This is a genomic window from Nocardiopsis alba DSM 43377, from assembly GCF_000341225.1.
Classification (GTDB): Bacteria; Actinomycetota; Actinomycetes; order Streptosporangiales; family Streptosporangiaceae; genus Nocardiopsis; species Nocardiopsis alba.
The window spans coordinates 35600-60494 of sequence record NZ_ANAC01000014.1; the positions used below are offsets into that span (position 1 = coordinate 35600).

21 protein-coding genes are annotated in these 24895 nt (G+C 71.1%); 12 read left to right on the forward strand and 9 right to left on the reverse strand.

Annotated features, from left to right (window positions below; translation table 11 throughout):
- Positions 1 to 5: 5 nt before the first annotated feature.
- Positions 6 to 926 (reverse strand): LysR family transcriptional regulator, encoded by a 921-nt coding sequence (locus D451_RS0116090; protein ID WP_017535181.1) that lies wholly within the window; start codon positions 924 to 926, stop codon positions 6 to 8.
- A 71-nt stretch (positions 927 to 997) separates the two neighbouring features.
- Between D451_RS0116090 and D451_RS0116095 the strand changes: the two genes are divergently transcribed.
- From D451_RS0116095 to D451_RS0116110, 4 genes are all read left to right on the forward strand, one after another.
- Positions 998 to 2008, forward strand: coding sequence for an EamA family transporter (locus D451_RS0116095; protein WP_017535182.1), 1011 nt, complete (start codon positions 998 to 1000; stop codon positions 2006 to 2008).
- Between the two features lie 135 nt (positions 2009 to 2143).
- Positions 2144 to 3940, forward strand: a complete 1797-nt coding sequence (locus D451_RS0116100) for a hypothetical protein (RefSeq protein WP_017535183.1) — start codon at positions 2144 to 2146, stop codon at positions 3938 to 3940.
- A gap of 48 nt (positions 3941 to 3988) precedes the next feature.
- On the forward strand, positions 3989 to 4636 hold the full coding sequence (locus D451_RS0116105; RefSeq protein ID WP_017535184.1) for an alpha-ketoglutarate-dependent dioxygenase AlkB: 648 nt from the start codon (positions 3989 to 3991) through the stop codon (positions 4634 to 4636).
- Positions 4637 to 4707: 71 nt separating this feature from the next.
- Positions 4708 to 5793, forward strand: coding sequence for a magnesium and cobalt transport protein CorA (locus D451_RS0116110; RefSeq protein ID WP_017535185.1), 1086 nt, complete (start codon positions 4708 to 4710; stop codon positions 5791 to 5793).
- A gap of 6 nt (positions 5794 to 5799) precedes the next feature.
- Here the strand turns inward: D451_RS0116110 and D451_RS0116115 are convergent, their stop codons facing one another.
- Entirely contained in the window at positions 5800 to 7350 is a 1551-nt protein-coding gene (locus D451_RS0116115; protein ID WP_017535186.1) for a hypothetical protein, read from the reverse strand.
- Between the two features lie 362 nt (positions 7351 to 7712).
- On the opposite strand from D451_RS0116115, the gene D451_RS0116120 reads away from it, so the two are divergent.
- Entirely contained in the window at positions 7713 to 8279 is a 567-nt protein-coding gene (locus tag D451_RS0116120) for a TetR/AcrR family transcriptional regulator (protein ID WP_014910447.1), read from the forward strand.
- A 7-nt stretch (positions 8280 to 8286) separates the two neighbouring features.
- Here D451_RS0116120 and D451_RS26590 read toward each other — a convergent pair whose 3' ends face one another.
- The 3 genes from D451_RS26590 to D451_RS0116140 form a co-directional block, all read right to left on the reverse strand.
- Entirely contained in the window at positions 8287 to 8514 is a 228-nt protein-coding gene (locus D451_RS26590) for a hypothetical protein (RefSeq protein WP_014910801.1), read from the reverse strand.
- Between the two features lie 996 nt (positions 8515 to 9510).
- A complete protein-coding gene (locus D451_RS0116135) occupies positions 9511 to 10284 on the reverse strand; it encodes a nucleotidyltransferase domain-containing protein (RefSeq protein WP_014911295.1) in 774 nt (257 codons plus the stop codon).
- Between the two features lie 95 nt (positions 10285 to 10379).
- Entirely contained in the window at positions 10380 to 11531 is a 1152-nt protein-coding gene (locus tag D451_RS0116140; protein WP_017535188.1) for a helix-turn-helix domain-containing protein, read from the reverse strand.
- A 233-nt stretch (positions 11532 to 11764) separates the two neighbouring features.
- Here D451_RS0116140 and D451_RS0116145 point away from each other — a divergent pair, with 233 nt between their 5' ends.
- Positions 11765 to 13072: a M20 family metallo-hydrolase gene (locus D451_RS0116145; protein WP_026125118.1), complete on the forward strand. Its 1308-nt coding sequence runs from the start codon at positions 11765 to 11767 to the stop codon at positions 13070 to 13072.
- Positions 13073 to 13147: 75 nt separating this feature from the next.
- Here the strand turns inward: D451_RS0116145 and D451_RS0116150 are convergent, their stop codons facing one another.
- The gene (locus tag D451_RS0116150) at positions 13148 to 14479 is read right to left on the reverse strand and encodes an MFS transporter (protein WP_014909458.1); all 1332 of its coding nucleotides are present in this window, start codon (positions 14477 to 14479) and stop codon (positions 13148 to 13150) included.
- 68 nt (positions 14480 to 14547) lie between these two features.
- Positions 14548 to 16200, reverse strand: a complete 1653-nt coding sequence (locus tag D451_RS0116155; protein WP_017535190.1) for an amidohydrolase — start codon at positions 16198 to 16200, stop codon at positions 14548 to 14550.
- A 238-nt stretch (positions 16201 to 16438) separates the two neighbouring features.
- On the opposite strand from D451_RS0116155, the gene D451_RS0116160 reads away from it, so the two are divergent.
- Positions 16439 to 17911, forward strand: coding sequence for a serine hydrolase domain-containing protein (locus D451_RS0116160; protein WP_017535191.1), 1473 nt, complete (start codon positions 16439 to 16441; stop codon positions 17909 to 17911).
- Here the strand turns inward: D451_RS0116160 and D451_RS0116165 are convergent.
- Positions 17863 to 18669 (reverse strand): sulfite exporter TauE/SafE family protein, encoded by an 807-nt coding sequence (locus tag D451_RS0116165; RefSeq protein ID WP_020379958.1) that lies wholly within the window; start codon positions 18667 to 18669, stop codon positions 17863 to 17865. The two genes, D451_RS0116160 and D451_RS0116165, sit on opposite strands and share 49 nt — an antisense overlap.
- 92 nt (positions 18670 to 18761) lie before the next feature.
- Between D451_RS0116165 and D451_RS0116170 the strand changes: the two genes are divergently transcribed.
- The gene (locus D451_RS0116170; protein WP_020379959.1) at positions 18762 to 19541 is read left to right on the forward strand and encodes an AraC family transcriptional regulator; all 780 of its coding nucleotides are present in this window, start codon (positions 18762 to 18764) and stop codon (positions 19539 to 19541) included.
- A gap of 57 nt (positions 19542 to 19598) precedes the next feature.
- On the opposite strand, the gene paaK is transcribed toward D451_RS0116170, so the two are convergent.
- Positions 19599 to 20957, reverse strand: coding sequence for a phenylacetate--CoA ligase PaaK (gene paaK / locus D451_RS0116175; protein ID WP_014910203.1), 1359 nt, complete (start codon positions 20955 to 20957; stop codon positions 19599 to 19601).
- 243 nt (positions 20958 to 21200) lie between these two features.
- On the opposite strand from paaK, the gene D451_RS0116180 reads away from it, so the two are divergent.
- The 4 genes from D451_RS0116180 to D451_RS0116195 are packed head-to-tail and all read left to right on the forward strand — an operon-like array spanning position 21201 to position 24875.
- Positions 21201 to 22436: a thiolase family protein gene (locus D451_RS0116180; RefSeq protein ID WP_017535194.1), complete on the forward strand. Its 1236-nt coding sequence runs from the start codon at positions 21201 to 21203 to the stop codon at positions 22434 to 22436.
- A gap of 26 nt (positions 22437 to 22462) precedes the next feature.
- Positions 22463 to 23206 (forward strand): enoyl-CoA hydratase/isomerase family protein, encoded by a 744-nt coding sequence (locus D451_RS0116185; RefSeq protein ID WP_014912975.1) that lies wholly within the window; start codon positions 22463 to 22465, stop codon positions 23204 to 23206.
- Positions 23203 to 24090 carry a 3-hydroxyacyl-CoA dehydrogenase family protein gene (locus D451_RS0116190; RefSeq protein ID WP_017535195.1) on the forward strand — a complete coding sequence of 296 codons (888 nt, stop codon included), beginning with the start codon at positions 23203 to 23205 and terminating at the stop codon, positions 24088 to 24090. Before D451_RS0116185 ends, D451_RS0116190 begins: the two co-directional genes overlap by 4 nt.
- Positions 24087 to 24875, forward strand: coding sequence for an enoyl-CoA hydratase/isomerase family protein (locus D451_RS0116195; RefSeq protein ID WP_017535196.1), 789 nt, complete (start codon positions 24087 to 24089; stop codon positions 24873 to 24875). The genes D451_RS0116190 and D451_RS0116195 overlap by 4 nt, the downstream gene beginning before the upstream one ends.
- Positions 24876 to 24895: the final 20 nt, after the last annotated feature.

A 24895-nucleotide genomic window follows, 5' to 3' on the forward strand; every position in this document is an offset into this window, starting at 1 on the left:
GCGCCTCAGAACGGCAGCGGGGGCACGTCGTCGAGCACGTCCTCGGCCGCCCTTCGAAGGTAGGAGGCCACCACCCGGATCGGACGCCAGGCCCAGCCGCCGGTGCGCCCGGCCAGGTACACCTGTCGGACCCCGCCCAGTTCCCCCACGGGGGCGTGGGCGATCCCGCGCCGGGTGGTGGTGGACAGCCTGGGCACCACCCCCACACCCATGCCGGTGGCCACCAGTTCCTCGAACAGCTCCAGGGTGTCGATCCGGTGCACGATGCGCGGGGTGAAGCCGGCGTCGGCGCACATCCGGTGCACCAATGCCTCCTCGTCCCCTCGGAAGGGGCTGGCGATCCACGCCGCGTCGGACAGTTCGCGCAGGCGGCGCCGGGTGAGGATGCGGCTGTCCGCCCCTCGTGAGGGCTGGGAGAGCAGGAGACTCTCCGTGCCCATCGGATATACCGTCAGTATTCCCGGGAAACGTCGGGGGAGAAGACTGTACTGGTACACCACCCCCAGATCGGCCTCCCCGTCCTGCAACAGATCCAGCGCCTGTTCCGATTCGTACTCGGTCAGATGGATGTCGATCCCGGGGTGGTCGTTCCTCAAACGGCGCAGGGCGGGCAGAACGATCGGCGCGGCCGAGGTGTACATGACCAGGTCGACGCGGCCGACAGGGGCTCCCTCCCCCTCGAACTCGGCCTGGGCCGCCTCCACCCGGGCCAGGATGTCCACGGCGTGCTCGGCCAGCCTCCGCCCCGCCGGGGTGAGCCGGACGCGGCGGCCGTCGGGCGCCAGGAGGGGCACCCCGGCCTCCTTCTCCAGGACGGAGAAGTGTTTGGAGACCGCCGAGGTGCTCATGCCTGTGACCTCGGACACGGCCGCCATGGTGCCGAGTCGTTCCAGTTCCACGAGTAGACGCAGCCGAGTGAAGTCCATCAACCGAAACTACACGGTTCATCCACCATCGGTTCGTGGACAGAAACGGAGGACTGCAATCCAATGGTCGGGTGATCCGCTCATACCTCCCCTCCCTCGGCCGTGCCCGATTCCAGATCCCGGCGCCGATGATGCTGCTCATCGGCATGTTCACGCTGCACACGGGCAGCTCCCTGGCGGTCACCGCCTTCGAACACGCGAGCCCCGCCACCGTCACCTGGCTGCGTCTGACGTGGGCCGCGCTGCTCCTGACGGCCTTCGGCGGCCGCTCCCTGTGGCGTGCCGTACGCGCCGCGAGCCGCCGTGAGCTGGGCGCCGTGGTGATCCTGGGCACAGCGAGCGCGGGGATGATGCTGTTCTACTCCGAGGCGACGGCGCGGATCGAACTCGGCACCGCCACCTCCATCGAATTCCTCGGCACCCTCGTGGTCGCCGTGGCCGCGATGCGCCGTCGTAGGGAACTGGTGTGGATCGTCGCCGCCGTCGTGGGCGTGATCTGCCTGACCCGTCCCTGGCAGGGCGACCTGGACCTGGTGGGTCTGGGGTTCGCGCTGGCCGGAGCGGTCTGCGTGATCGGCTACATCGTCCTCACCCAGCGGGTGGGGGCCGGGTTCGGCGCCGTGCACGGGCTGGCCCTGGCCATGACCGTGGGCGCGGTGGTGACCGCGCCGCTGGGGGCTCCGGGGGCGCTGGTCGACCCCGACCTCGGTCTGATCGGTTTCACGCTGCTCATCGCGCTGCTCTTCCCGATGGTGCCGTTCCTGCTGGAGATGATCGCCCTCCAGCGGATGAGCCGTACCGCCTACAGCACCTTCTCCAGTCTGGAGCCGGCGGTCGCCCTGGTGATGGGCATGATCGTGATCGGCCAGGCCCCGGTCGCGGTCCAGCTCGTGGGCATGGGGCTGGTGGTGGTCGCCGGGATCGGCGCTGCCCGAGGGGACCAGGCCCGCGGCCCCGCCGTCCCAGAGAGGAAGGTGGTGCGCGAATACCGCACCGGAACGGGTTCGGGGGCGAAGGACGGCGCCTCCGACCCCGTTCCCCCTCCGGGGACGCTCCGGGAACCGACCGTGGAGGCGGCCTGACCCGTCCCTCGTGAAGGGTCCGTGGAGCGGAAGGGACGAGGGGCGGAGAACACGTGGACATGAGCCGGCCCACGCCCCGGACACACCCCCGCGCAACGCGTTCGGGCCCGTGTATGTACTAGCTTGGTGCCAATCATGGCGGCGAAAACCAACCTCGAACTTCTGCGCGCCCACGAGCCGGTGCTCATGTGCACCAAGGGAGAGCTCTTCTTCCCCACCGACGTGGACGCCTACGTACGCAATTGCAGTCTCTGGATCGAGGAGCCCGGCGGAGGTGAGAGTGTCATCGTCCCCGCGGGGGAGCTCACCCTGGACCGTCTGGCGCGGGCCGAGGAGGAGTGGCCCCACCGTCACAAGCACCTGAGGTTCGTGCAGGAGGAGACCCTGCGCGAGGAGGCCCGTCGCTTCAAGGGCATGGCGCGTTCGGTCATCCCCAAGAGCGGCCGTCTGGCCGCCGTCGGCGTCCTCGGCCGTGTCCTCGACATCCTGATGAAGATCTCGCTGCTCGTCCGAGGGGCGGTCCCGGGCGGGGTCACCTTCGCGGCGGTCACCCGCTACCGCGAGCGGGTCGACAACGGCGGGGCCACCTACTACGGGCGGGTCACCCGCGAGGGCGGCTACATCGTCCTCCAGTACTGGTTCTTCTACGCGATGAACGACTGGCGCACCATCTACGGCGGGGTCAACGACCACGAGGCCGACTGGGAACGCGTCACCGTCTACGTGGTGGAGAACCCCGACGGCACCACCCGGCCGGTCTGGGTGGGGGCCTCCTCGCACGAATACCACGGCGACGACCTGCGCCGCTCCTGGGAGGACCCCGACCTGCACCGGGACGGCGAGCACCCGATGATCTACGTCGGCGCGGGCTCGCACTCCCACCAGATGCTCCCCGGCGACTACCTCATCCAGGTCGACCCCTCCTTCCTGCGGGGTCTGGTCAGCGCCTGGCGCAACCTCGGCCGGCGGCTCTTCCGCGCGGACAGCGCCATGCACGGTATCGGCGTCCCCTTCGTGGACTACGCGCGCGGTGACGGGGAACGCCTGGGGCCGGGCGGCGACCGGGAGTGGAACGCCGTCCTCATCGACGACGACACCCCCTGGGTCCACGGTTTCCGCGGACTGTGGGGGCGCGACACCCGTGACTTCTTCGACGGCGAACGCGCGCCCAGCGGCCCCCGCTACGAGCGGGACGGCACCATCCGTCGTTCCTGGGCCGACCCGCTGGCCTGGGTCGGTCTCCAGAAGGTCGCGCCGACCGAGGCCGCGGCGCGGGCCGAGCTGCGCTCCCACGTGGGGGCCCTCGACGAACGGATCGGCGAGTACGAATCCGAGATCGTCGAGCGACGGGACCGGATCCGAAGGCTGGAGTCCGCGCGTCTGGTGCTGGCCCGTGAGGCCTCCTCCCGACCCCGCGCCCGCGAGTACTCCGAGGAGATCGAGAACCTGGAGGGGGAGCTCGCCGAGATCTACGAGAGGCGGGCGTTGACCGCGGACGAGCGCGACGCCCACCTGCGGGCCCTCGCGAGCGACGTTCCGCTGGTGCCCTCGCCGACCGGGCACCTCAAGGCGCCGCACATGCCCTACGCCTCGGGCGAGCAGCGCAGCACCCGGTTCCTGCACCTGTGGGTGGCGCTGAGCACGCCCCTGCTCCTGCTCTCCCTCGCGCTCACCCTCTTCCTGCTCAGCGGGCAGATGACGCTGTGGGCGATGCTCGGCGTGGTGCTGCTGTTCGCCGCGATCGACTCCGTGGCCCGTCGCCGTTTCCTCCAGTACCTCACGGGGCTGGCGATCGCCGCGGTGGCCATCGGGTTGATCGTGGGGGTGGTGGTCGCCTTCATCGCGGACTGGCGCATCGCCGTCACGGTGCCGATCGTGCTCATCGTCGTGGTGCTGCTGGTGGTCAACATCCGCGACCTGATGCGCCGCTGACGTCCCCTCGTGCCCCGGAGCGTCGTCGCTCCGGGGCACAATGGGGGTATGGACGACGCCCTGTTCGACGCGCCACCGGTCATGGTGGCCCCGGGAGCGGTCCACCTGCCCGGTCTGCTGCCGTTGGAAACCCGGATCGATCTGGTGCGACGCTGCCGTGAATGGGCACGCGGGCCCGCCGGGATGCGCAGGCACACCATGCCGAGCGGCGGGGTCATGAGCGTCGACATGGTCGCCCTCGGATGGCATTGGCGCCCCTACACCTATAGCCGGACCCTGCCCGACGGCACCCCGGTCCGGCCCTTCCCCGACCTGCTCGGCACGTTGGTGGTGCGTTCCGTGGAGGCCGCCTACGGTGAGCCCTACGAGGGCGACGCCCATGACGTCGCCCTGGTCAACTTCTACGACGCCGACGCCCGTATGGGCATGCACCAGGACCGGGACGAACGCTCCCCGGCCCCGGTGGTCTCCATCAGCCTCGGTGACACCTGCGTCTTCCGTTTCGGAGGCACCGAGCACCGGGGTCGTCCCTACACCGACGTCGAACTGCGCGACGGCGACGTGTTCGTCTTCGGCGGCCCCTCGCGGCTGGCCTACCACGGGGTCCCCCGTGTCCGTCCGGGCACGGCCGACCCCGCCCTGGGGCTCAAGGGGCGGCTCAACATCACGATCCGGGCCTCCGGACTCTCCCACTGAGGGCGTGTCCGCTCGCCCCCGGGCACGGTCCGGGCCAGGATCGTGGGCAGGGGAGAGCAGGGAGGACGACCGTGGACGAGTCCGCGCCCGAGCGCACCATGGCCCTGGGCCGGGACGGGGCGGCCCTGCCCGTGGACGCTCCGCCCGGAGAGTGCCGGATCGGGCTCTACCGGGAGGGCGAGACGGTGCGGAGCGCCTCCACCCTCGCCGAGGCCCGCGCGGCGCTGGACGGCGACGACCGTCCGATGGTCTGGATCGAGATGACCGAGCCCGACCGGTCCCAGTTGTTGGAGGCCTCCCGGCTGTTCGACCTGCCGCTCCTGGCGGTGGAGGACGCGATCGTCGCCCACCAGCGGCCCAAGGCGGAGACCTACGGGGAGGTGCTGTTCCTGGTCCTGCGTCCGGCCGAGTACGACGAGGACCGGGAATCGGTGCGGATCGGCGAGATCCACGTCTTCGCCACCCACGACCTCGTCATCACCATCCGACACGACACCCGGACCGACTTCGAAGGGATCCGGACCCGCCTGCGCGACGACCCCCGGATGGCCGGACACGGGGTCCTCGGGGTGGTCTACGCGGTCCTGGACCGGGTGGTGGACGACTACGCCCCCACCATCGCGGGGCTTCAGGACGACGTCGACGAGGTGGAGAGCCAGGTCTTCGCGGGGGAGAAGGGGGCCTCCCGGCGCACGTACCGGTTGGCCCGCGAGCTCATCCTCCTGCAACGCGCGGTCGATCCGCTCGGCCGGGTCCTGGACGAGCTCATGGTCCCTCTGGACCGGACCGGACACGGTGGTCCCGTGATCCGGGGGCCGCACGCCGGGATGCGCGACGAGCTGCGCGAGCACCTGCGCGACGTGGCCGACCACGTGACGGTCGCCCGTGAGCACGTGGACGGCTTCCGCCAGTTGTTGCAGAACATCATGTCGGTGGAGAGCAGCCTCGTCGACAGGGCGCAGAACGAGGCGATGAAGAAGGTCTCCTCCTGGGGAGGCATCCTGGTGGTACCGACCCTCATCTCCTCGATCTACGGCATGAACATCGCCCCCCAGAGCGGCTTCCACTGGATGTTCAGTTGGCCGCTCACCCTGGCGGGCATGGCGTTGGCCAGTCTCACGCTGTATCTGGTCTTCAAGCGCAACGACTGGCTCTGAGCCGGATCAGACGGAGAGCATCCGCCGGATCTCTCGAAGGTCCCGTCGGGCGGCGTCGGTCTCCTCCTCGGCCTGGAGACGTCGGCGCCGCCACTCCTCGACGGCGCCGGCGATCCGCTCGTCCGTCCTGCGGCGCGCCTCCGCGATCGCGGCCTCTCCCTCGCCCCGTCCCTTGGTCGAGGAGTGGTGGGCCAGGACGGATCCGCCGAGCGAGACCAGGGTCAGGAACCACAGGAACCCGTTCATCGTGAACAGCGCCAGGAGTCCCAGCACGGCGGCGATGCCCAGGGTCACCCACACCATGCTCCGCGCGTCGCCTCCCGCGGTGTGGCGTTCGGAGATGAGCCCGCGCACCCGCTCGATCTGCCCCTGGTCGGCTCCGGCGGCGTCGATGGTGACGTCGACGCCCTGCGTGGACACCGTCGTCGTCTCGGGGAGAGGGGCGTTCAGGTCGGCCGCCAGACGTTCGGCGTCCTCCAACACCGTGGTCCGCTGGACGACCAGGGCGAAGGTGCGGCGGCGCAGCGGCGTGTCCGTCGAGGTGAGGTCGCGCTGGATCAGGGTGGCGACGTCGTCGGTCCCCTCGTTCCAATGGGGCGGTTCCACCTTCTCGCCGCCGTTCTCGATGGTGGCCCGGAGCGCGCGTGCCTCGGCCAGCAGAGGGGCCTCCTCCGGTCCGCCCTCCTCCACCAGCAGCCGCAGGGTCTCCTTGAGGAAGTCGACGCTGGCCTGATCGGGGGCGAGCACCCGATCGGGTTCGTCCTCGCCGTTCGGCCCGGTGACGTGGGAGACCTGCTCCCGCAGCCGGCCCAGGGCCTTCGCCGTACGAGAACGTACGGCGAAGGGGTCCTTGGAGGGGGTGCGACCCCGGCCCCCGGAGGTGGAGGGTGCGGTGGCGGACCAGGCCTCGACGGTCGCGACCCGCGCGTCCTCGGCGGACCAGTGGCGCAGGGTCGACAACAGGAGGTGTTCGCGGGCGTCGTCGCCGAAGGAGCCGTCCGCGCTCAACAGCCACAGGGCCCGCTGAACCCGGGTGGGGCGCACCTCGGGGAGGGGCAGGTGGGGCAGGAGTTCGGTCGCGGCGCCCGAACCGAGCAGGTGGGCGTTCTCCGAGCTGGTGAGCGCGGTGGCCAGGGCGGTGAAACCCAAGGCCCGTTCCCGGTCGATCTCGGCGGCCTCGGCGAAACGCGCCCGTGCCCGGGGCAGGTCGCCGTTGAGCAGGTGGTGCAGCCCGCGGGCGGCCGGGACCAGCCAGTAGCCCGGGACGTCGTCCAGACGCAGTTCTCCGAGGAAGGCGCCGTCGAGCATCTGGAGGGTGCGATGGCGGGTGATGGCCATACCGTCGAACAGGGAGAGGGTGACGCGCAGGTCGCTGAGTTCGATGAAGGCGTCCAGGGTGGCCGAGACCCGGTCCAGCCGTTGTCCCAGATCGCCCTTGAGATGACTCAGTTCCGACCGCATGCGTTTGCGGTCCTGGGTCATCTGCGAATACGCGGAACCCAGACTCTCCTCCAGGTCCCTGATCCGCACGTTCTGCGAGTAATCGATCCAACTCATGCCCGGTATCGCCTTTCTTCGCGTGCCTGAGGGAGGGGGCGCGCCGGTGACTGTGACGTACGGGAGGGTCGGGAAGGTTCTCCGGTGGCGTGGTCGTCGTCCAGTCGTGATCATGGCGGTGGTGGGGGAGAACGGGCCGGTGGCGGGGCCCTTGCGCCCTCGAGAGCGGGCGGAAAGGGTCTTTCGGCCTCCACAGGTCTGCTTCCGACGCCAACGTCGTGTTGGCATACATGCCGTTCTGCGGCAAGCTGGGGGAGTCGGACACACAAGGGCTGTGAGGGCTCATGACGGACGGAACGGGTATGGCGGCGCCTGGCGGTTCGAACGCGGGAACCAGCGGGAGTCTGCGTGCCACGCAGAGGATGCTCCAGTTGCAGAACAGTCTGGTGGAGCTACTGCGGACCAAGCCCTTCGGTCAGATCACCTACAAGGAGATCACCGAGGGCGTCGACATCGACCGTTCCACCGTCTACCGCTACTACAACCACAAGAACCAGGTGTTGCGGGCCGCGGTGGACGTACGTCTGACGGCCTTCGCCTCCCAGGTGGACCTGACCTTCGGGCGGATGGAATCGATCGACGGCTACATGGGGCGTCTGGTGGACTCCTGGATCGCGTTGTGGGAGGAGTCGGGGGGCCTGCTGGCCGCGGCCTCCGGGCTCGGGGTCGAGCCCGGACCCCAGCGCGACTGGTGGCGTGAACGGATCGGGCCGTGGATCGAAGCGGTCCGGGAGGCGATCGAGGTCGCCCGTTTCGTGGAGGAGCTGCCCAAGGACGGGCGTCCGGCCGAGCCTCTGGCGGAGATGACGGTGGGCCTGTGCCTGTCGACCTTCAACAACGAGCTGGCCGTGGAGCACACCGACGAGCGCCGAGTGATGGTCCGAGACCTTCTCCTGGACGCGATCCTGCGGACCATGGGTCGTAGGTGAGGGTCGCTCAGCCGCGGGTGCGGGCCACCTCTCCGAAGGCGCCGACCACCGCGCCGAGGGCGAACATGGAGGCCTCCTCCTCGTCCATGTGGACGATGCCGGCGGGCACCCGGACCCGGTAGGGCTTGTCCTCCTGAGGGAGGATCTCCAGGCCGTCGATGATGCCCTGGCCCTCCAGCATGAGGAGGGCCTCACCGACCCGCCCGGTACGGTCTCCCCGCGCCCATATCGACATACGTTCACCCTAACTACGGTGTGGGGGCCGAAGGCGGAGCCGACCTTGTCGGGAGGCCGGACGAGGTGTGAACGGTCGGCGGTTCCATGACAAAGCGAACCCGACCTGGAATTCCCGCTTCGTCTTCGTCCGTCGTACCCGGATTCGAGGTGGCGACCGCGTTTTCCAGTGATATCACCGGCGGTGCAGTTGCACGTGCATGTTCATGTGTGTATGGCCGGATCCGGCCATACAGGCCCGATTCGGCCCGGCTTCCCGGGTGGACGGCTCGGCACGGGGAACGGGGCGACCGGGACGTCACAAGAAGGGAATCTACACCACAAAAGACGCGTAACTTCGCATGGTCGCCCTTTCTTTGAAAAGACCATGCAGGAGGGGTGAAAACGTCTGGGATTCCCCGGAGTCGACGCTTCGAGGGCGTGGAGTTCCGTAGGGTGGTCCCCGCGCGGATCCGCGCGAACGCCGGTGCGGGACGCGGTGGACGGGTGCCCCGCACCGGCCCGACGTCCGGGCATGGGAGAGCCCGGCCCGAAGACGGGCGAGGGCGTACGGAACGGGGGAGCGGGGATCCGCGTGAGCGGGGGAGGGCCCGGTGAGGACCGTCGGAGGGACACGACGTGGTCGGACCGGGAAGAGGCCGTGGGGGACGGCGGGGCGGCGCGCGGCACCGCCCGGAGGAACGGGGCGGGACGTCGGCGGGCGCGTTCTGGGCCGGCACCCGCCGACGGCCCTCGGCGTCGTCTAGCGGGTCTTGACGACGGTCGCGATGAGGCCGGAGATGATCATCATCGAAAGGCTGATGATCATGAGCACGAACCCGATGGTTCCGATCATGGTGTTTCCTTCACTTGTCGTCCCCGCGCGCCGTGGGCCGTTCCCCGGCGCCCGGCACACCGGGCCACCCGGGGTCTCGGGCGCGGCGTTACCTCTTCGGTGGTTCACCCTATCTCGCCGCCACCGGGACACCATGTCGGGTACCGCCCTGACCAGCGTGGTTCAGGTCTCGTCCCAGAACCGCCGGTAGGTGTCGCAGAGCCAACGGTCGACACGGTCGGTGTCCGGCGAGGCGGGCAGGTCGGAGGTGCGGCACAGGTCGACCAGACGCTCCTCCAGTTCTCGCGTGCGCTCCAGGGCCTCGGTACGGGTGCGTTCGCCGCGTCGCAGCTCCAACAACCAGGAACGCTCGGGCTCGGGCATGGGCAGGGTGATGGAGCCGGTCTCCATCAACTCGACGCCCTGGAGCCCGAGACGCACCATGTGGTACGCGTACTTGGTGTCGAACCCGTGGACCTCGACGAGTTCGGGACGGTTGGTGTGCCGGCCGCCCCGCACCCCCTCCATGCGTTCCCTCTGGGCCCGCAGGTAGCCCAGGAACCGTTCCCCGGCCCTGCGGGACAGCAGCCGGTGGCCCTCGGCCCGCAGTTCGCGCCCCACGGAGGTGATGGTGACGATCTCGTCCTCGGGAACGAACAGCGGCAGCAGGACGGTCGGGTTGCCCTCCAACGCCAGACGGGTCCACTTGCGCAGCGAGTAGACGGTCAGATCCAGGTCGCCCTCGCCGGAGCGGGTGTGCTCGGGACGGCTGTGGTGGATGTACTGCTCGAAGGAGCGCAGACCGATGACGTACTCGGGCGGTTCCACGCAGATGCCCATCTCGTCACGGTCGGAGACCCCGTCGAGGTTCAGGCCGTGGGCGGCCGAACCGACCTGACAGCGCAGGACGGTCCCCTGGGCGGCGATACGGGCGAACTCCTCGCTCGAATGTCTCATGGGCCTCCTCCACGGGCGTGTCACGGTGTTCGCAACCTACCGGGGTCGGGACGCCGGAGACGACCGGTTTTCGGTCGTGGGGCGCCCGCCCGGGGTCACCGTTCCGGGGCGGCCCGGTGGTCGGCGAACAGGACCAGGGCCCGCGCGGCCTGCGACGGAACGGTCAGATCCAGCCCGGTGACCTCGCGGAAGGTCTGGAGCCGGTTGACCACGGTGTTGCGGTGGCAGTACAGGGAGGCCGCGGCGGCCTTGACCGACCCCGTGGCCGTGTAGTGGGCGAGGGTCTCCAACAACCGTGCGCGCGCGTCGGGTTCGAGGGCCGCCATCCGTTCGACCGGCTCCCGCCCGAACCCGGGCAGCAGGGCGCCCACCTGATCGCGGGCCAGGGCGGTCCACACGTCCTCCTGCCGGACCATCCCCTCGTTCCGACGGGCGTAGCGGGCCATGATCCGCGTCGCCTCGACCGCCGCCGGAACCTCGGCGAGCCCCCGCGTACCGGTGATCGTCGCTCCGGTGGTGTCGGCCGGCAGGACGGGACGGCGTACACGGCCCGGTTCCAGGACCAGGGCCACCCCGTCGTCGAACTCCCAGGCCAGGCACCCGTTGCGGGAGAGGTCGAGGGCGTCGGTGCGATGGACGCGCTCCGGCGGCAGCCGGACGAAGGACACCTCGAAGACCCCGTCCAGGGGCAGCCCCAGCACCGGGGCGACCTCGACCGCGACCTGCGGCGCGCGCTCCCCGGCGCTGAGCAGACGGGCGAAGGCCCGGGTGGCCGCCGCCCGGGAGTCGTGCTCCAAGGAGGCGCGTTCTTCGAGGAAGGCGGCCTGGACGTCGCTGATGTACTGCTCGACCGTCTCCAGGACCTCCTCCACGTGCAGGACGAGGGTGGGGGCCGAGTCGGCGCCGCCGGCGCGTACCAGGCCGGCCCACAGGACCCGGAAGTCCAGCCGCACCGCCTCCAGCAGATCCTCGCGGGCCACGCCCTGGCGGGCCCGACGTACCCCGAGCCGGGTCGACAGATCGCGCAGCCGTTCGGGCACGGGCAGACCGGCGATCCGGTGGGTGAGCAGGTCGAACGTGTCGACGGCGGTCTGGCGCAGGTCGTCGGCGGGGATGACGCCGTCGTCGTAACGGCCCATGGAGCGGAGCCGCTCCAGGAAGTCCTCCACCAGTCCGTCGCGGTCACGGGCCAGCAGTTCGAGCATGCCGGGCCAGGAACGCGGCCCCTCCTGTCCGGGGTCGGTCACGACGCACCTCCTCGGTCTTCCACGCGGGCCGGACCGGCCTTCACCTCCGATGGTGTCATGTTCCGGAAGGCCCGGGCCCCGGACCTGGTCATGTGCACAGCGGCCGCTGGAAAACGTGTGTGGATGTCGATTGAGCGGTACGGGTGGACGAGCAGACCATGGGAAGAGGCCCCGGGCCCGTCCGGCGGTCGCCGACCACCGGACACCACCGTTCCCTTCTGAGAGGAATACCCATGACCTCGTCCGCGCGGGAAGTGCCGTCGTCGACCGAAGGTTCGGACGCCGACACCCGTTTCCTGGAGGACTTCCGGTCCATGAGCGCCTTCGGCGCCACCCCTTCGGGAGGGGTCGACCGCCAGGCGGCCACCGAACCCGACATCGCCCAGCGCCGCTGGTTGGCGGAGCTGCTGGAGGAGAAGGGGATGCGGGTGGTCTACGACCGCATCGGCAACCAGTTCGGGCTGGTGGAGCGGGTCCCCGGCGCCCCGTACGTGGTGGTCGGCTCCCACATGGACTCCCAGCCCACGGCGGGTCGCTTCGACGGCGCCTACGGTGTGCTGGCCGCGGCCCACGCGGTGGATCGCGCCGCCCGGAGCGACGAGGCCGAGGGGGCCTCCCCCGAGTACAACCTCGCGGTCGTCAACTGGTTCAACGAGGAGGGGTCGCGCTTCGCCCCGTCCATGATGGGCAGCGCCGTCTACACCGGAAAGCTCCCGCTGGAGACGGCCCTGGCCGTACGGGACCGGGCCGGGGTGTCGGTGGGCGAGGCGCTGGCCCCCACCGGCTTCCTGGGCGAGACCGACGGACCCGAGGCCGCCTTCTGCGCGGAGATCCACATCGAGCAGGGACGCGTCCTGGAGCGCTCCGGCACCACGATCGGTCTGGTCGAGGCCTGCTGGGCGGCCCGCAAGTACCGGGTCGTCGTCAACGGCGAACAGGCGCACTCGGGGGCGACGGTGATGGAGGACCGGCGTGACGCCCTGCTGGGCGCCTCCCTCCTCGTGGTCGCCGCGCGCGAGCTGGCCGACCGTTTCCCCGGCGTGCTGCACACCGCCGTGGGCAGCATGGACGTCTACCCCAACTCCCCGGTCGTGGTGGCCTCCAAGGTCGAGCTCCTGCTGGACCTGCGGGCCGACGACGAGGAGGTGCTGGCCGAGGCCGACCGGATTCTGCGGGAACAGGTCATCGGGGTCGAGGAGACCGCGAAGGTGTCGGTGGACCTGCACCTCTCCCACGCCTGGGGGATCGACCCCTATCAGCCCGAGGGGGTGAGTCTGGCCAGGTCCGGGGCCGAGCGTCTGGGCCTGAGCCACCAGAGGATCAGGACCGTGGCCGGACACGACTCGGTCAACATGAAGGGCCACGTGCCCACGGTGATGCTCTTCGTCCCCTCGGTTGAGGGGATCTCCCACAACGAGGGCGAGTACACCGAGGACGGCGACATGCTGGCCGGACTGGCGATGCTCACCGAGGTGGTCCGCCGGTTGGGCGCGGGGGAGCTCCCCTCCACCGGCGTCTATGACCCGGCCGCTCAGGGCTGAGCCCGAGGGCACGTACGAGTGCGGGCCCCGTAGGGAACGTCTCCCTACGGGGCCCGCTCGTGTGACGGGGCCGGGTCAGCGCACGACGACCTCGTCGCGCACGCGCAGCCGTTCACCGTACAGACCACCGACGGCGGTGATCAGGGCGATGCCCATGAACAGCAGCGAGGCCACCCACGAACCGCCGCCCGTGCTGTCCAGCAGAGCGGTCGCCACGAAGGGCAGGAAGCCGCTGAGCGCGCCGGCGAGGTTGTAGGCCAGCGCCACACCGCTGTAGCGGAGGTCGGCCGGGAACAGCTCGGCGAGCAGCGCTCCGGAGACCGCGTAGGCGGTGGACAGGATGGCCACACCGGCGGTGATGGCCAGGACCACCAGGATCGGCGAACGGGTGTCGATCAGCCAGAACACCGGGAAGGCGATCACCGCGGTGGCCAGACCGCCCCACATGGTGACCCGGCCCGGGCCCAGACGCTCGGCCAGCCGGCCGAAGACGATGATGACGGCGATCTGCGCGACGGCCGCGACCAGGGTCGAGTTGACCATGAGCCCACGCGACAGCCCCAGGGTTCCGGTGCCGTAGCTGATGGCGAAGGTGGTCATGACGTAGAAGCCGCCCACGCCGAGCAGGGCCGAGGCGATGGCCACGAGCAGACGTCCCCAGGCCTTGCGGAACACGTCCAGGGCCGGGACCTTGGAACGCTTCTCCTGCTTCTCCATCTCCTCGAAGACGGGGGACTCCTCCACCTTGCGGCGGATGTAGACCGCCACCAGCAGCAGCGGGAACGCGGCCAGGAACGGCAGGCGCCATCCCCAGGAGTCGAACTGGTCCGGAGGCAGAAGAAGGACCAGGGAGAAGGCTCCGGAGGAGAGCAGGGTGCCCACCGGGGAACCGATCTGCGGCAGCGCCGCGTAACGACCGCGCTTCTCGGGCGGGGCGTGCTCGACGGCGATGGTCACCGCGCCGCCCCACTCGCCGCCGACGGCGACGCCCTGGAGCAGTCGCAGCAGCGCCAACAGCAGCGGAGCGGCCACACCGATGGCGGCGTAGTCGGGCAGCAGACCGATGAGGCCGGTGGCCACGCCGATACAGACGACGGTGAGCAGCAGAGCGGGTCGTCTGCCCATCCTGTCGCCCATCCAGCCGAACAGGACGGCGCCCACGGGGCGGGCGACGAAGCCGACACCGAAGGTCGCGAAGGCGGCCAGGGTGGCGGCGGTCGCGCTCAGCGTCGTGAAGTAGAGCCGGTTGAACACCAGGGCCGCGGCGGTGCCGAAGAGGAAGTAGTCGTACCACTCCAGCGCGGTGCCGACGAAGGCGGCGAAGGCGATCTTGCCGGCCTCACGTTCCTTGACCACCGCAGACGTGTTCGGCTGCTCCTGGGCGTCCCCTGAATCGAGGTCACGCATGGGTCGGGTTTCTCCAATCCGGGATCCGCGCCCTGGGGCGCGGGTGGGGATGCTGACGGGGGCGCCCGTCAGGTGTGGTGAAGCGCGGTGCTCGTGTCCGCGATGCCGAGGGTGTCGGCGCCGTGCACGGGGACACCGCCGACCAGGGTCGCCAGGACCCGGATCGAGCCGATGCCCTGCTCCGCGGTGTCCACCGGGTCGCGGTCCAGGACCACGATGTCGGCGAGCTTGCCCGGTGTGAGGCTGCCGCGCCGGTGTTCGTCATGGCCGACCCATGCGGTGTCGATGGTGTAGGCCCGCAGGGCCTGTTCGGCTGTGACGCGTTCGCCGGGGGCGAGGACGGCGCCCCCGGAGCTGGTGCGCTCGACCATCGACTCCATGCCCTGGAGCGGTGCCCCGGGCGCGACCGGGCGGTCGGAACTGCCCGGGACGCGGATGCCGTGGTCGAGGAAGGAACGGTGCCGGTAGAGCCACGGGACCCGGTCCGGGCCCAGGGAGGCGGCCATGGCGTCGCCGACGGTGTACAGGAAACGGGGCTGGGGGACCGGGACGGCCCCGAGCGCGGCGATGCGGGGAAGCTGATCGGGCCGCACGACCCCGGCGTGTTCGATGCGGTGGCGCATGTCGGGCCGGGGGTGGGCGCGCTGGGCCTCTTCGATGGCGTCCAGGGCCAGGTCGATCGCGTCGTCGCCGATGGCGTGGGCCGCCACGCGCCACCCGGCGCGGTGGGCGGCCACGACCAGGGCGCGCATCTGCTCGGGCGGGTTCTGGTAGACGCCGTGCCCGTGTCCGCAGAGGGGTTCGGTGACGGCGGCGGTCCGGCCGATGAGGGAGCCGTCCAGCCAGATCTTCATCGGGCCCAGACGCAGACGGTCGTCGCCGAAGCCGGACCGCAGCCCCAGGTCGATGCCGGTGGTGATGCCGTCGTCGGCGTGGGCGTCCAGGGGGTGCATGTTGTCGGCGGCCACCATGAGCTCCACACGGGGCAGGAGCTCTCCCCGGTCGCGGGCGAGCTGGTAGGCGGCGACCTCCACGGGGGAGCGGCCGACCAGGCCGTGACCGATGCCGGCCTCGACCACGTGGGTGAGCCCCTCGGAGGCGTAGACGCGCGAGGCGCGGCCCAGGGCGTCGGCGAGCTCGGCGACGGGGTAGGGCATGACCAGGGCGGTGACCAGCTCTTGGGCGCGTTCCTGGAGCAGGCCGGTGGCGTCCCCGTGGCTGTCGCGGACGATGACCCCGCCCTCGGGGTCGGGGGCGTTCTCGGCGCCGGAGAGACGGAGGACGGCGCCGCTGACGGCGCACATGTGCCCGGAACGGTGCTTGAGCCAGACGGGGCGGCCGCCGCCCGCCCGGTCGAGGCCGTTCCGGTCGGGGTGGGCCCCCATGACCGTGTCGTCGTAGCCGGAGCCGACGATCCAGGCGTCCTCGGGAAGGGTGCGGGCCTTGGCGGCGACCGCGTCGTAGATCCCCTCCAGGGTGGTGACGTCCTCCAAGGGCAGCTCGGAGAGGGACTGACCGAACCAGGCCATGTGGTTGTGCGCGTCCCCGAAGCCGGGGACGACCGCGGCGCCCTGGCAGTCGACCACGGTGCGCGCGGGCAGGTCGGCGACGTCGTCGTCGAAGCCGAGGATCCGGCCTCCGACGATGCCCACGGTGGTGGCGTGGGGGCGGTCGTCGTCGAGGGTGCGTACGCGCGCACGGGTCAGTTTGAGGTCGAGCATGCGGCAGGGCTCCTGGGCGGGTGTGTCTTTCCGTACCTTTCCAGGTTGCAGCCGGTGTGAGCCCCGACTCAATGACGATTTAACGCGAGTTGACGCCTTTGAGGTGGGCAGATGCACAACCGGTGTCCACAGGGCGAGGGGAACGGGGGTGCGGAACCCGGGCCGGGGTGGGATCGTGGGAACCCGTGTCAGGGGGTCGAGGAGAGCCCCTGACCGGGTCCGAGCGAGGGGAGACGTCTTGTCCGACGGTTCGAGCACACCCATCGACATCGAGCACTGGCGCGAGCGGTTGGCCGTTCTCGCGGGACGGCACGGGGTGCCCGGGGCTCAGCTGGGGATCGTGCGGACCCCCGGTCCGGATCGGCCGGCCGCGAGGGTGGAGGCGGCCCATGGGGTGCTCGACGTCGCGACCGGCCACGCGGTCGACACCGGATCGGTGTTCCAGATCGGTTCGATCACCAAGGTCTGGACCGCCACGGTGGTCATGGGCCTGGTGGAGGAGGGGCTGCTGTCGCTCGACACCTCCGTCGCCGAGGCGGTTCCCGAGACCTTCCCCGACGACCCCGGGCGCGCCGCCCCGATCACCGTGGGAAGACTGCTCGACCACACGAGCGGGATCGACGGAGACCTGTTCACCGACACGGGAAGGGGCGACGACGCCCTGGAACGGTACGTGGGCACGCTGGCCGAGGCGGCCACGATCCACCCGCCGGGGGCCGGGTTCTCCTACTGCAACTCGGGGTTCGTCCTGCTGGGACGGATCATCGAGAAGGCGACCGGGCTGACCTGGGACGAGGCGATGCGGGAGCGGCTGTTCGCCCCTCTGGGGCTGACTCGCGCGGGCACCCTGCCCGAGGAGGCGATCCCGCACGGGGCGGCCATGGGGCACGTGCGCGGGTACCCCGACCCGGAGCGCGCTCCGGTATGGGGGCTGCCCCGGTCCATGGGGCCGGCGGGCGGCGTCACCGCCAACGCCGGAGACCTCCTGGGTTTCGCCGAGGCGCACCTGCGCGGGGGCCGTACCGACTCCGGGGAGCGGATCCTGTCGGAGGAGACGGTCGAGATGATGACCCGGTCGCGGGTGACGCTGCCCGACCCCTACACCCTGGGGGACTCCTGGGGGCTGGGCTGGATCCGCTACGGGTGGGACGGGCGGCGTCTGGTGGGGCACGACGGCAACACCATCGGCCAGTCGGCCTTCCTGCGGCTGTTGCCCGACGCCGGGATCGCGGTGGCCCTGCTGACCAACGGCGGTCGGGCCAGGGACCTGTACCAGGAGCTGTACGGAGAGGTGTTCGAGAGGGTGGCCGGGACGCGGGTTCCGGCGCCGCCCGCCCCCGACCACGATCCCGAGGACCTGAGCGAAGAGGATCGCGCCTCCGTCTCCGAGGTGTACGAGAACACCTCCCAACGCCTGGAGGTCCTGGGGCGCGACGGCGCTCGACGGGGACTGCGCGTGATCGACCTGGGAGCGTTGGGCGGGGTGGACCCCGACCCGGTCGAGGAACACCCGCTGGCCCCGATCGACGACGGGCTCTACGTGTTCCGGGCGAAGGAGCGGTGGACCTGGACCCCGGTCACCTTCCACACCCTGGCCACGGGGGAGCGCCACCTCCACCTCGGCGGGCGCGCGGTGCCCGAGGCCGGCGGGGAGGGCACGGATCAGATCAGCAGCACCGCGACCAGAACGACGCCCAACAGAGCCACGTAGGCCACCGCGTGGGCCCGGTCGGGGATACGCCTCAGGTGACGTCGGGTCAGGGCGATGGTGGGCAGGGAACCGGCCAACAGCAGCGCCCCGGTCACCAGGTCGACCGAGCCCAGATGGCCCTGACCGGCCCCGGCCCCGGCGGTGCCCCACAGGGCGTAGACCAGGGTCCCCACCAGGGCCACCGGCACGGTGAGCGGGTTGGCCGCCGCCGTGGCCTCGGCCATGGACAGGCCGCGGCGTCGGAGCAGGGGGACGGTCATGACGCTGCCGCCCACGCCGAGGAAACCGGTGACCGCGCCGATGCCCACCCCGATCACCCGGGTCGGCCCCCGTCTCAAGGGGGTGGGGTCCACGTCCGCGGAACGGGTGAGGAACCCCTTGCGGAGCAGGCTGTCGACGATGGTGGCGGCCAGGTAGACGACGAACAACACGTGCTGGACGGCGCCGCCGACCACGGTGGCGATCAGGGCGCCCCCGGCTGCGCCCAGACCGATGTAGGCGCCCAAGGGCCACAGGAGGTCGCGGCGCAGCCGACCGGCCCGGTACTGGGCCAGGGTGGCGCTCAGGGAGTTGACCACCATCACGGCGGTGGAGGTGGCCACGGCCACGGCCATGGCGTCCACACCGGGTTCGGCGCGGGCCAGGGTGAAGGCGTAGACGACCGGCACGGTCACGAAACCGCCGCCGAAACCGAACACGATCGTGGTGACGCCGGTCAGACAGCCCAGGGCCAGGAGTATCAGGGTCGAGGAGAGCACCCGCACCACGCTAGAAGCGCCGGGGCCGGCGCGCATTCGGGCGGACGACAGGAACGATCGCGCAGCGGACATCTCGGGTAGCGTCGTTGCCCGTGCGCAACATCCACGTCGACGAGGTGGACGACATCGACCGGCCGGTCCTGGCGATCGGCACCGACTACCCGCCCGGTTTCGTGCTGGCCCGCCACCGACACCGGCGGGCCCAATTCCTGTACGGGGTCACCGGCGTGATGCGGGTGGTCGCCGAGGACAGCGCGTGGACGGTCCCTCCACAGCGCGCGGTGCTGATCCCGGCGGGGGTGGACCACCAGGTCACGATGGAGGGTGTGAGCACCCGCAGCCTGTACCTCGAACCGGCCGCGGTCCCCTGGTTCCCCGAACACTGCCGGGTGGTGGAGGTCTCGCCGCTGCTGCGGGCCCTGGTCTCGGCCGCGGTCGACGTCGATCCGCGCCACGAACGGCACGGCAGGGACGCGACCCTCATGGAGCTGGTCCTGCACGAGCTGAGGGGGTTGGTGCCCCTGCCGCTGGATCTGCCGTTGCCGCGCCACGAGGGGTTGCGCGCGCTGTGCGAGGAGTTCCTGGAGGCGCCCGACGTGCACGATCCGCTCGCGCGGTGGGCGCGGGCGCTCCACGTCGGTGAGCGCACGGTGAACCGTCTCTTTCGGGCCGAGGTCGGGATGGGGTTCGCGCAGTGGCGGCGTCGGGCCTGCGTTCTGCGTTCCCTGCCGCCCCTGGCCCGAGGGGAGAGGGTCACCCGCGTGGCAGCCGATCTGGGGTACGACAGTCCCGCCGCCTTCTCGGCGGCCTTCTCCCGGATGATGGGCACCTCGCCCAGGGGGTATCGCGCCGCGGCCTCGGGAGCGGGGTGAGGCCGTCCGTTCCCGCGCCCATGGCCGGGGCGACGCGGGAACGGACGACAGGGCCGGTCAGTCGCGGGGGCGTCGGTCGATGACGCGGCGGAACTTGCCGACGGAGCGTTCGATCCGTTCGGGGTCGACGACCTCCACGGTCACGCTGACCCCGACCCGGTCCTTGACGGTCGCGGTGATCTCCCGGCACAGGGCCACGCGCCGGTCGGCCGTGCAGTCCGGGGCGGCCTCCACGCGTACCTCCATCCGGTCCAGACGGCCCTCCTTGGTCAGGACCAGCTGGAAGTGGGGGGCGAGCCCGTCCAGGCCGAGCACGATCTCCTCGATCTGGGTGGGGAAGACGTTCACGCCGCGCAGGATGATCATGTCGTCGCTGCGGCCGGTGACCTTGTCCATGCGGCGCATGGGGCGGGCGGTGCCCGGACGCAGGGTGGTCAGATCACGGGTGCGGTAGCGGATGACCGGCATGGCCTGCTTGGTCAGGGAGGTGAAGACCAGCTCGCCGTTCTCGCCGTCCGGCAGCGCCTCCCGGGTGATCGGGTCCAGCACCTCGGGATAGAAGTGGTCCTCCCAGATGTGCAGTCCGTCCTTGGTCTCCACGCACTCGTTGGCCACGCCGGGGCCCATGACCTCGGACAACCCGTAGATGTCCACGGCGTTGATGTCGAAGCGCTCCTCGATCTCCAGACGCATCCGCTCGGTCCACGGTTCGGCGCCGAAGATCCCGATTCTCAGCGAGGTGCTCCGCGGGTCGATGCCCTGGCGTTCGAACTCGTCCAGCAGCGTCAGCATGTAGCTGGGCGTGACCATGATGATCTCGGGGCGGAAGTCCTGGATGAGCTGCACCTGCTTGGCGGTCTGGCCGCCGGAGGCGGGGATGACCGTGCAGCCGAGCCGCTCCGCGCCGTAGTGGGCGCCCAGGCCGCCGGTGAACAGGCCGTAACCGTAGGAGACGTGGACCTTGTCCCCGGGCCGGCCGCCCGCGGCGCGGATGGAACGGGCGACGACGTCGGCCCAGACGTCGATGTCCTCCTTGGTGTAGCCGACCACGGTGGGCTTGCCGGTGGTGCCGCTGGAGGCGTGGATCCGGCTGACCCGTTCCTGGGGGACGGCGAACATCCCGAAGGGGTAGTTGTCCCGCAGATCGTCCTTGGTGGTGTGGGGGAAGAGGGCCAGGTCCTCCAGCGTCCGGAGGTCCTCGGGGCGGACACCCGCCTCGTCGAACCTGCGCCGGTACAGGGGCACGTTGGTGTAGGCGTGCTCCAACGTCCGACGCAGACGGTCGAACTGGAGGGCGCGGAGTTCGTCGACGCTCATGCGTTCGGCCGGGTCCAGGGTCCCGGGCTCGGGCGTCGGCCCCAGACGCCTCCGGAGTTCGGTACCGGCCGAATGAGTGGTGGTGTCCTGGCTTGCCATGGGCCTCTCCGGGTACGGTGCGCGGTGTGTCGCCGGGCCGGGCGCGGGGGCGGGTCTTCGGCGTCGTCGCGCGATGGCGGATCGTGGTCGGCCTTCGAGAGGGAGGGTCGACTTGCTTACTGACCGAACGTTCGGTTACTAATGCATTTACTCAGTCTCCGACCCGCGGTGTCAAGGAGAAGTGTCGATGAGTTCACACCCCGCGGTGGCCCACGCCACCGCCCTCGAAACAGGAGGCCGTACGTGAGCGACGTCTACGTGGTCGACGGGGTCCGCACCCCTCAGGGCCGTTACGGGGGCGCCCTGGCGTCCGTCCGCCCCGACGATCTCGCCGCCCGGGTCGTCTCCGAGGTGGTCCGCCGGACCGGCGTGCCGGGCGAGGCCGTCGACGAGGTGATCCTCGGCGCCGCCAACCAGGCGGGGGAGGACAACCGCAACGTGGCGCGCATGGCGGCCCTGCTCGGTGGACTCGACCCCTCGGTGCCCGGCTACACCGTCAACCGTCTGTGCGCCAGCGGCCTGACCGCCGTCGCCTCCGCCGCCCAGGCCGTCCGCGCCGGTGACGCCGACATCGTGGTCGCCGGCGGCGTGGAGTCGATGACCCGGGCCCCCTGGGTCATGGCCAAGCCCGGAACCCCCTGGGCCAAGCCCGGCGAGGTCGCCGACACCTCCCTGGGCTGGCGTTTCACCAACCCCCGCTTCGCCGAGGCCGACGCCCGCGTCCCGGACGACGCCTCCCCCGAGGACCTGCGCTACACCCTGTCGATGGGGGAGACGGCGGAGGAGGTCGCGACCCTTGAGGGGCTGACCCGCGAGGAGTGCGACGCCTTCGCCCTGCGCAGCCACGAAAGGGCCCTGGCCGCCGCCGCGGCCGGTCGCTTCGACGGCGAGATCGTCCCGGTCACCGTGCACGGACGCAAGGGCGCCACCCACGAGGTCACCGCCGACGAGGGGCCGCGAGCCGGCTCCACCATGGAGGGGCTGGCCCGCCTGCGGCCGGTCTTCCGCCAGGGCGGGATCGTCACCGCGGGCAACTCCTCCTCGCTCTCCGACGGAGCCTCGGCCCTGCTGTTGGCCGGCGCCGAGGCCGTACGCCGGTACGGTCTCACCCCTCGGGCACGGGTGGTCGCCTCGGCCTCGGCCGGGGTCGCCCCCCAGATCATGGGGCTGGGCCCGGTCCCCGCCGTCGAGAAGGTCCTGGACCGCTCCGGTTGGACGTTGGACGAGATCGGCGCGGTGGAGCTCAACGAGGCCTTCGCCGCCCAGTCCCTGGGGGTGATGCGTCGCCTGGGGCTGAAGGAGGAGCGGGTCAACGCCGACGGCGGCGCCATCGCCCTGGGCCACCCGCTGGGGTCCTCGGGCTCCCGTGTCCTGGTCACCCTGATCAACCGCATGGAGCGCGAGGACGCCCGTCGTGGTCTGGCCACCCTGTGCGTGGGCGTGGGCCAGGGCGTGGCGCTGACGGTGGAGCGCGTGTGAACGGCGCTAGGGAGAACGGAGCCGGCGTGGACGAGGACTTCGAGACCCTCCGGGTCGAGCGGCGAGAGGACCGGACGGTGGTCGAGCTGTACCGCCCCGAGGCCCGCAACGCCATCAACGCGCGGATGATCGCCGAGCTGCACCGGGTGTGCGCCGAACTGGAGGAGGCCCCCCGGCCGCTGCTGCTGACCGGGCACGGAACGGTCTTCGCCGGGGGAGCCGACATCGCGGAACTGCGCGAACGCGGCCGTGACGAGGCCCTGGCCGGGATCAACAGCCGCCTGTTCGAACGCCTGCACCGTCTGCGCGCGCCCACGGTGGCCGCGATCGACGGGTGGGCGCTGGGCGGCGGGGCCGAGCTCTCCTACGCCTGTGACATCCGGATCGCCACCCCCGAGGCGGTCTTCGCCCAGCCCGAGCCGGGGCTGGGGATCATCGCGGGGGCCGGCGCCTGCTGGCGGCTCAAGGAGTTGGTGGGCGTCTCGGTGGCCAAACAGGTGCTGTTGGGCGGCATGCGTTTGGACGCCGAGGCCGCGCTGCGTCATGGCCTGGTCGCCCGGATCGTGCCCTCGGAGGAACTGCGCGAGAGCGCCCACGCCCTGTTGGACCGGATGGCCGCCTCCTCCGCGACGGCCCTGCGGATGACCAAGATGGTCCTGGACGCCGACGGTCCCCACCCGTTGGCCGACGACCTGACACAGGCGGTGCTCTTCGAGAGCGCCGACAAGCACGAGCGGATGACCCGTTTCCTGGAGAGGAAGAAGCGTTGACCTCCGAGATCTCCCCTCAGGGCGTGCCCGAGGTCGTGGCCGTCGTCGGCGGCGGCACGATGGGCGCCGGTATCGTCCAGCAGTTCCTCACCACCGGTTCCCGGGTGGTGTTGGCCGAGGTCACCGCCGAGGCGGCCGAGGCCGGACGCGGACGTGTCGTGGCCGGGTTGGAACGGGCTCGTGAGCGCGGCAGGATCGACGCCGAACCCGCCTCCTACCTGGCCCGACTGGACACCGTCACCGATGTGGCCGACCTGCCCTCCGACGTCGGACTCGTCGTCGAGGCCGTCCCCGAGCGGCCCGACCTCAAGATCGCGGTGCTGGTCGCGGCCGAGGCGGCCGTGGGGCCCGACACCGTCCTGGCCTCCAACACCAGCTCGCTGTCGGTCACCGACCTGGCCGCCGCGCTGAGCCGCCCCGGCCGCTTCCTGGGCACCCACTTCTTCAACCCGGTCCCGGCCTCCCGGCTGGTGGAGCTGGTCACCGCGCCCGAGACCGATCCGGAGGTCCTGGAGACGGTGCGCGGTTGGGTGACGGCCCTGGGCAAGACCGAGATCGTGGTGCGCGACTCCCCGGGCTTCGCCACCAGCCGGCTGGGCGTCATGCTGGGCCTGGAGGCCATCCGCATGGTGGAGGAGGGGGTCGCCTCCCCCGCCGACATCGACACCGCCATGGAGTTGGGCTACCGCCATCCGATGGGGCCGCTCAAGCTCACCGACCTGGTCGGACTCGACGTGCGCCTGGCCATCGCCGAGCATCTGGCCGCCGAACTGGGGGACCGGTTCTCGCCGCCGGACCTCCTGCGTCGTAAGGTCGCCGAGGGCAGGCTCGGCCGCAAGAGCGGCGAGGGCTTTCATACCTGGGACAAGGGAGACAAGGCGTGAGTGACGCGCAGGCGGTGGAGTTCACCGAGGCCGACGGGGTGGCCACGATCCGGCTGAATCGGCCGGCTCTGACCCGGCGGGTCAAGGAGGAGTTGCTGGTCGCGGTGCGAAGCGCCGCGGAGTCCACCACCGCGCGGGCGGTGCTGTTCCTGGGGTCGGACAAGGCGTTCTGCGTGGGCCAGGACCTGGTCGAGCACGCCCGGATCCTGGAGGAGACCCCCGAACAGGCGCTGTCCACGGTGCGCGAGCACTACAACCCGGTCGTGCTCGGTCTGGAGAGCGTCCAGGTCCCGGTCGTGGTCGGGATCGGCGGGGCCTGCGTGGGCGCCGGGCTGGGGCTGGCCCTGGCCGGTGACGTCCGGGTGGCCGCGCGCAGGGCCAAGCTGGGGACCGCCTTCACCGGGATCGGCCTGGCCTCGGACTCGGGGCTGGCGCTGCGTCTGGTGCGCGCGCTCGGTCAGGCGCGCGCCATGGAGCTGATGCTGCTGGGCACCATGCTCACGGCGGACCGCGCGTTGGAGCTGGGTCTGGTCACCGAGGTGGTGGACGACGCGGACTGGGAGACACGCGCCCGTGAGGTCGCGGTCGGTCTGGCCTCGGGCCCCACGGCGGCGTTCGTCGCGGCCAAGCACGAGGTGCGGGCGGCGGCCGAGGGCCAGAGCGACCTGCCCGAGCTCCTGGAGGAGGAGGCCGACCTCCAGAACCGGCTCGGCGTCACCGAGGACCACGTCGGCGCGGTGCGCTCCTTCCTGAACAAGGAGAAGCCGACCTTCACCGGCCGGTAGGAACACGCGGTGCGCGCCGC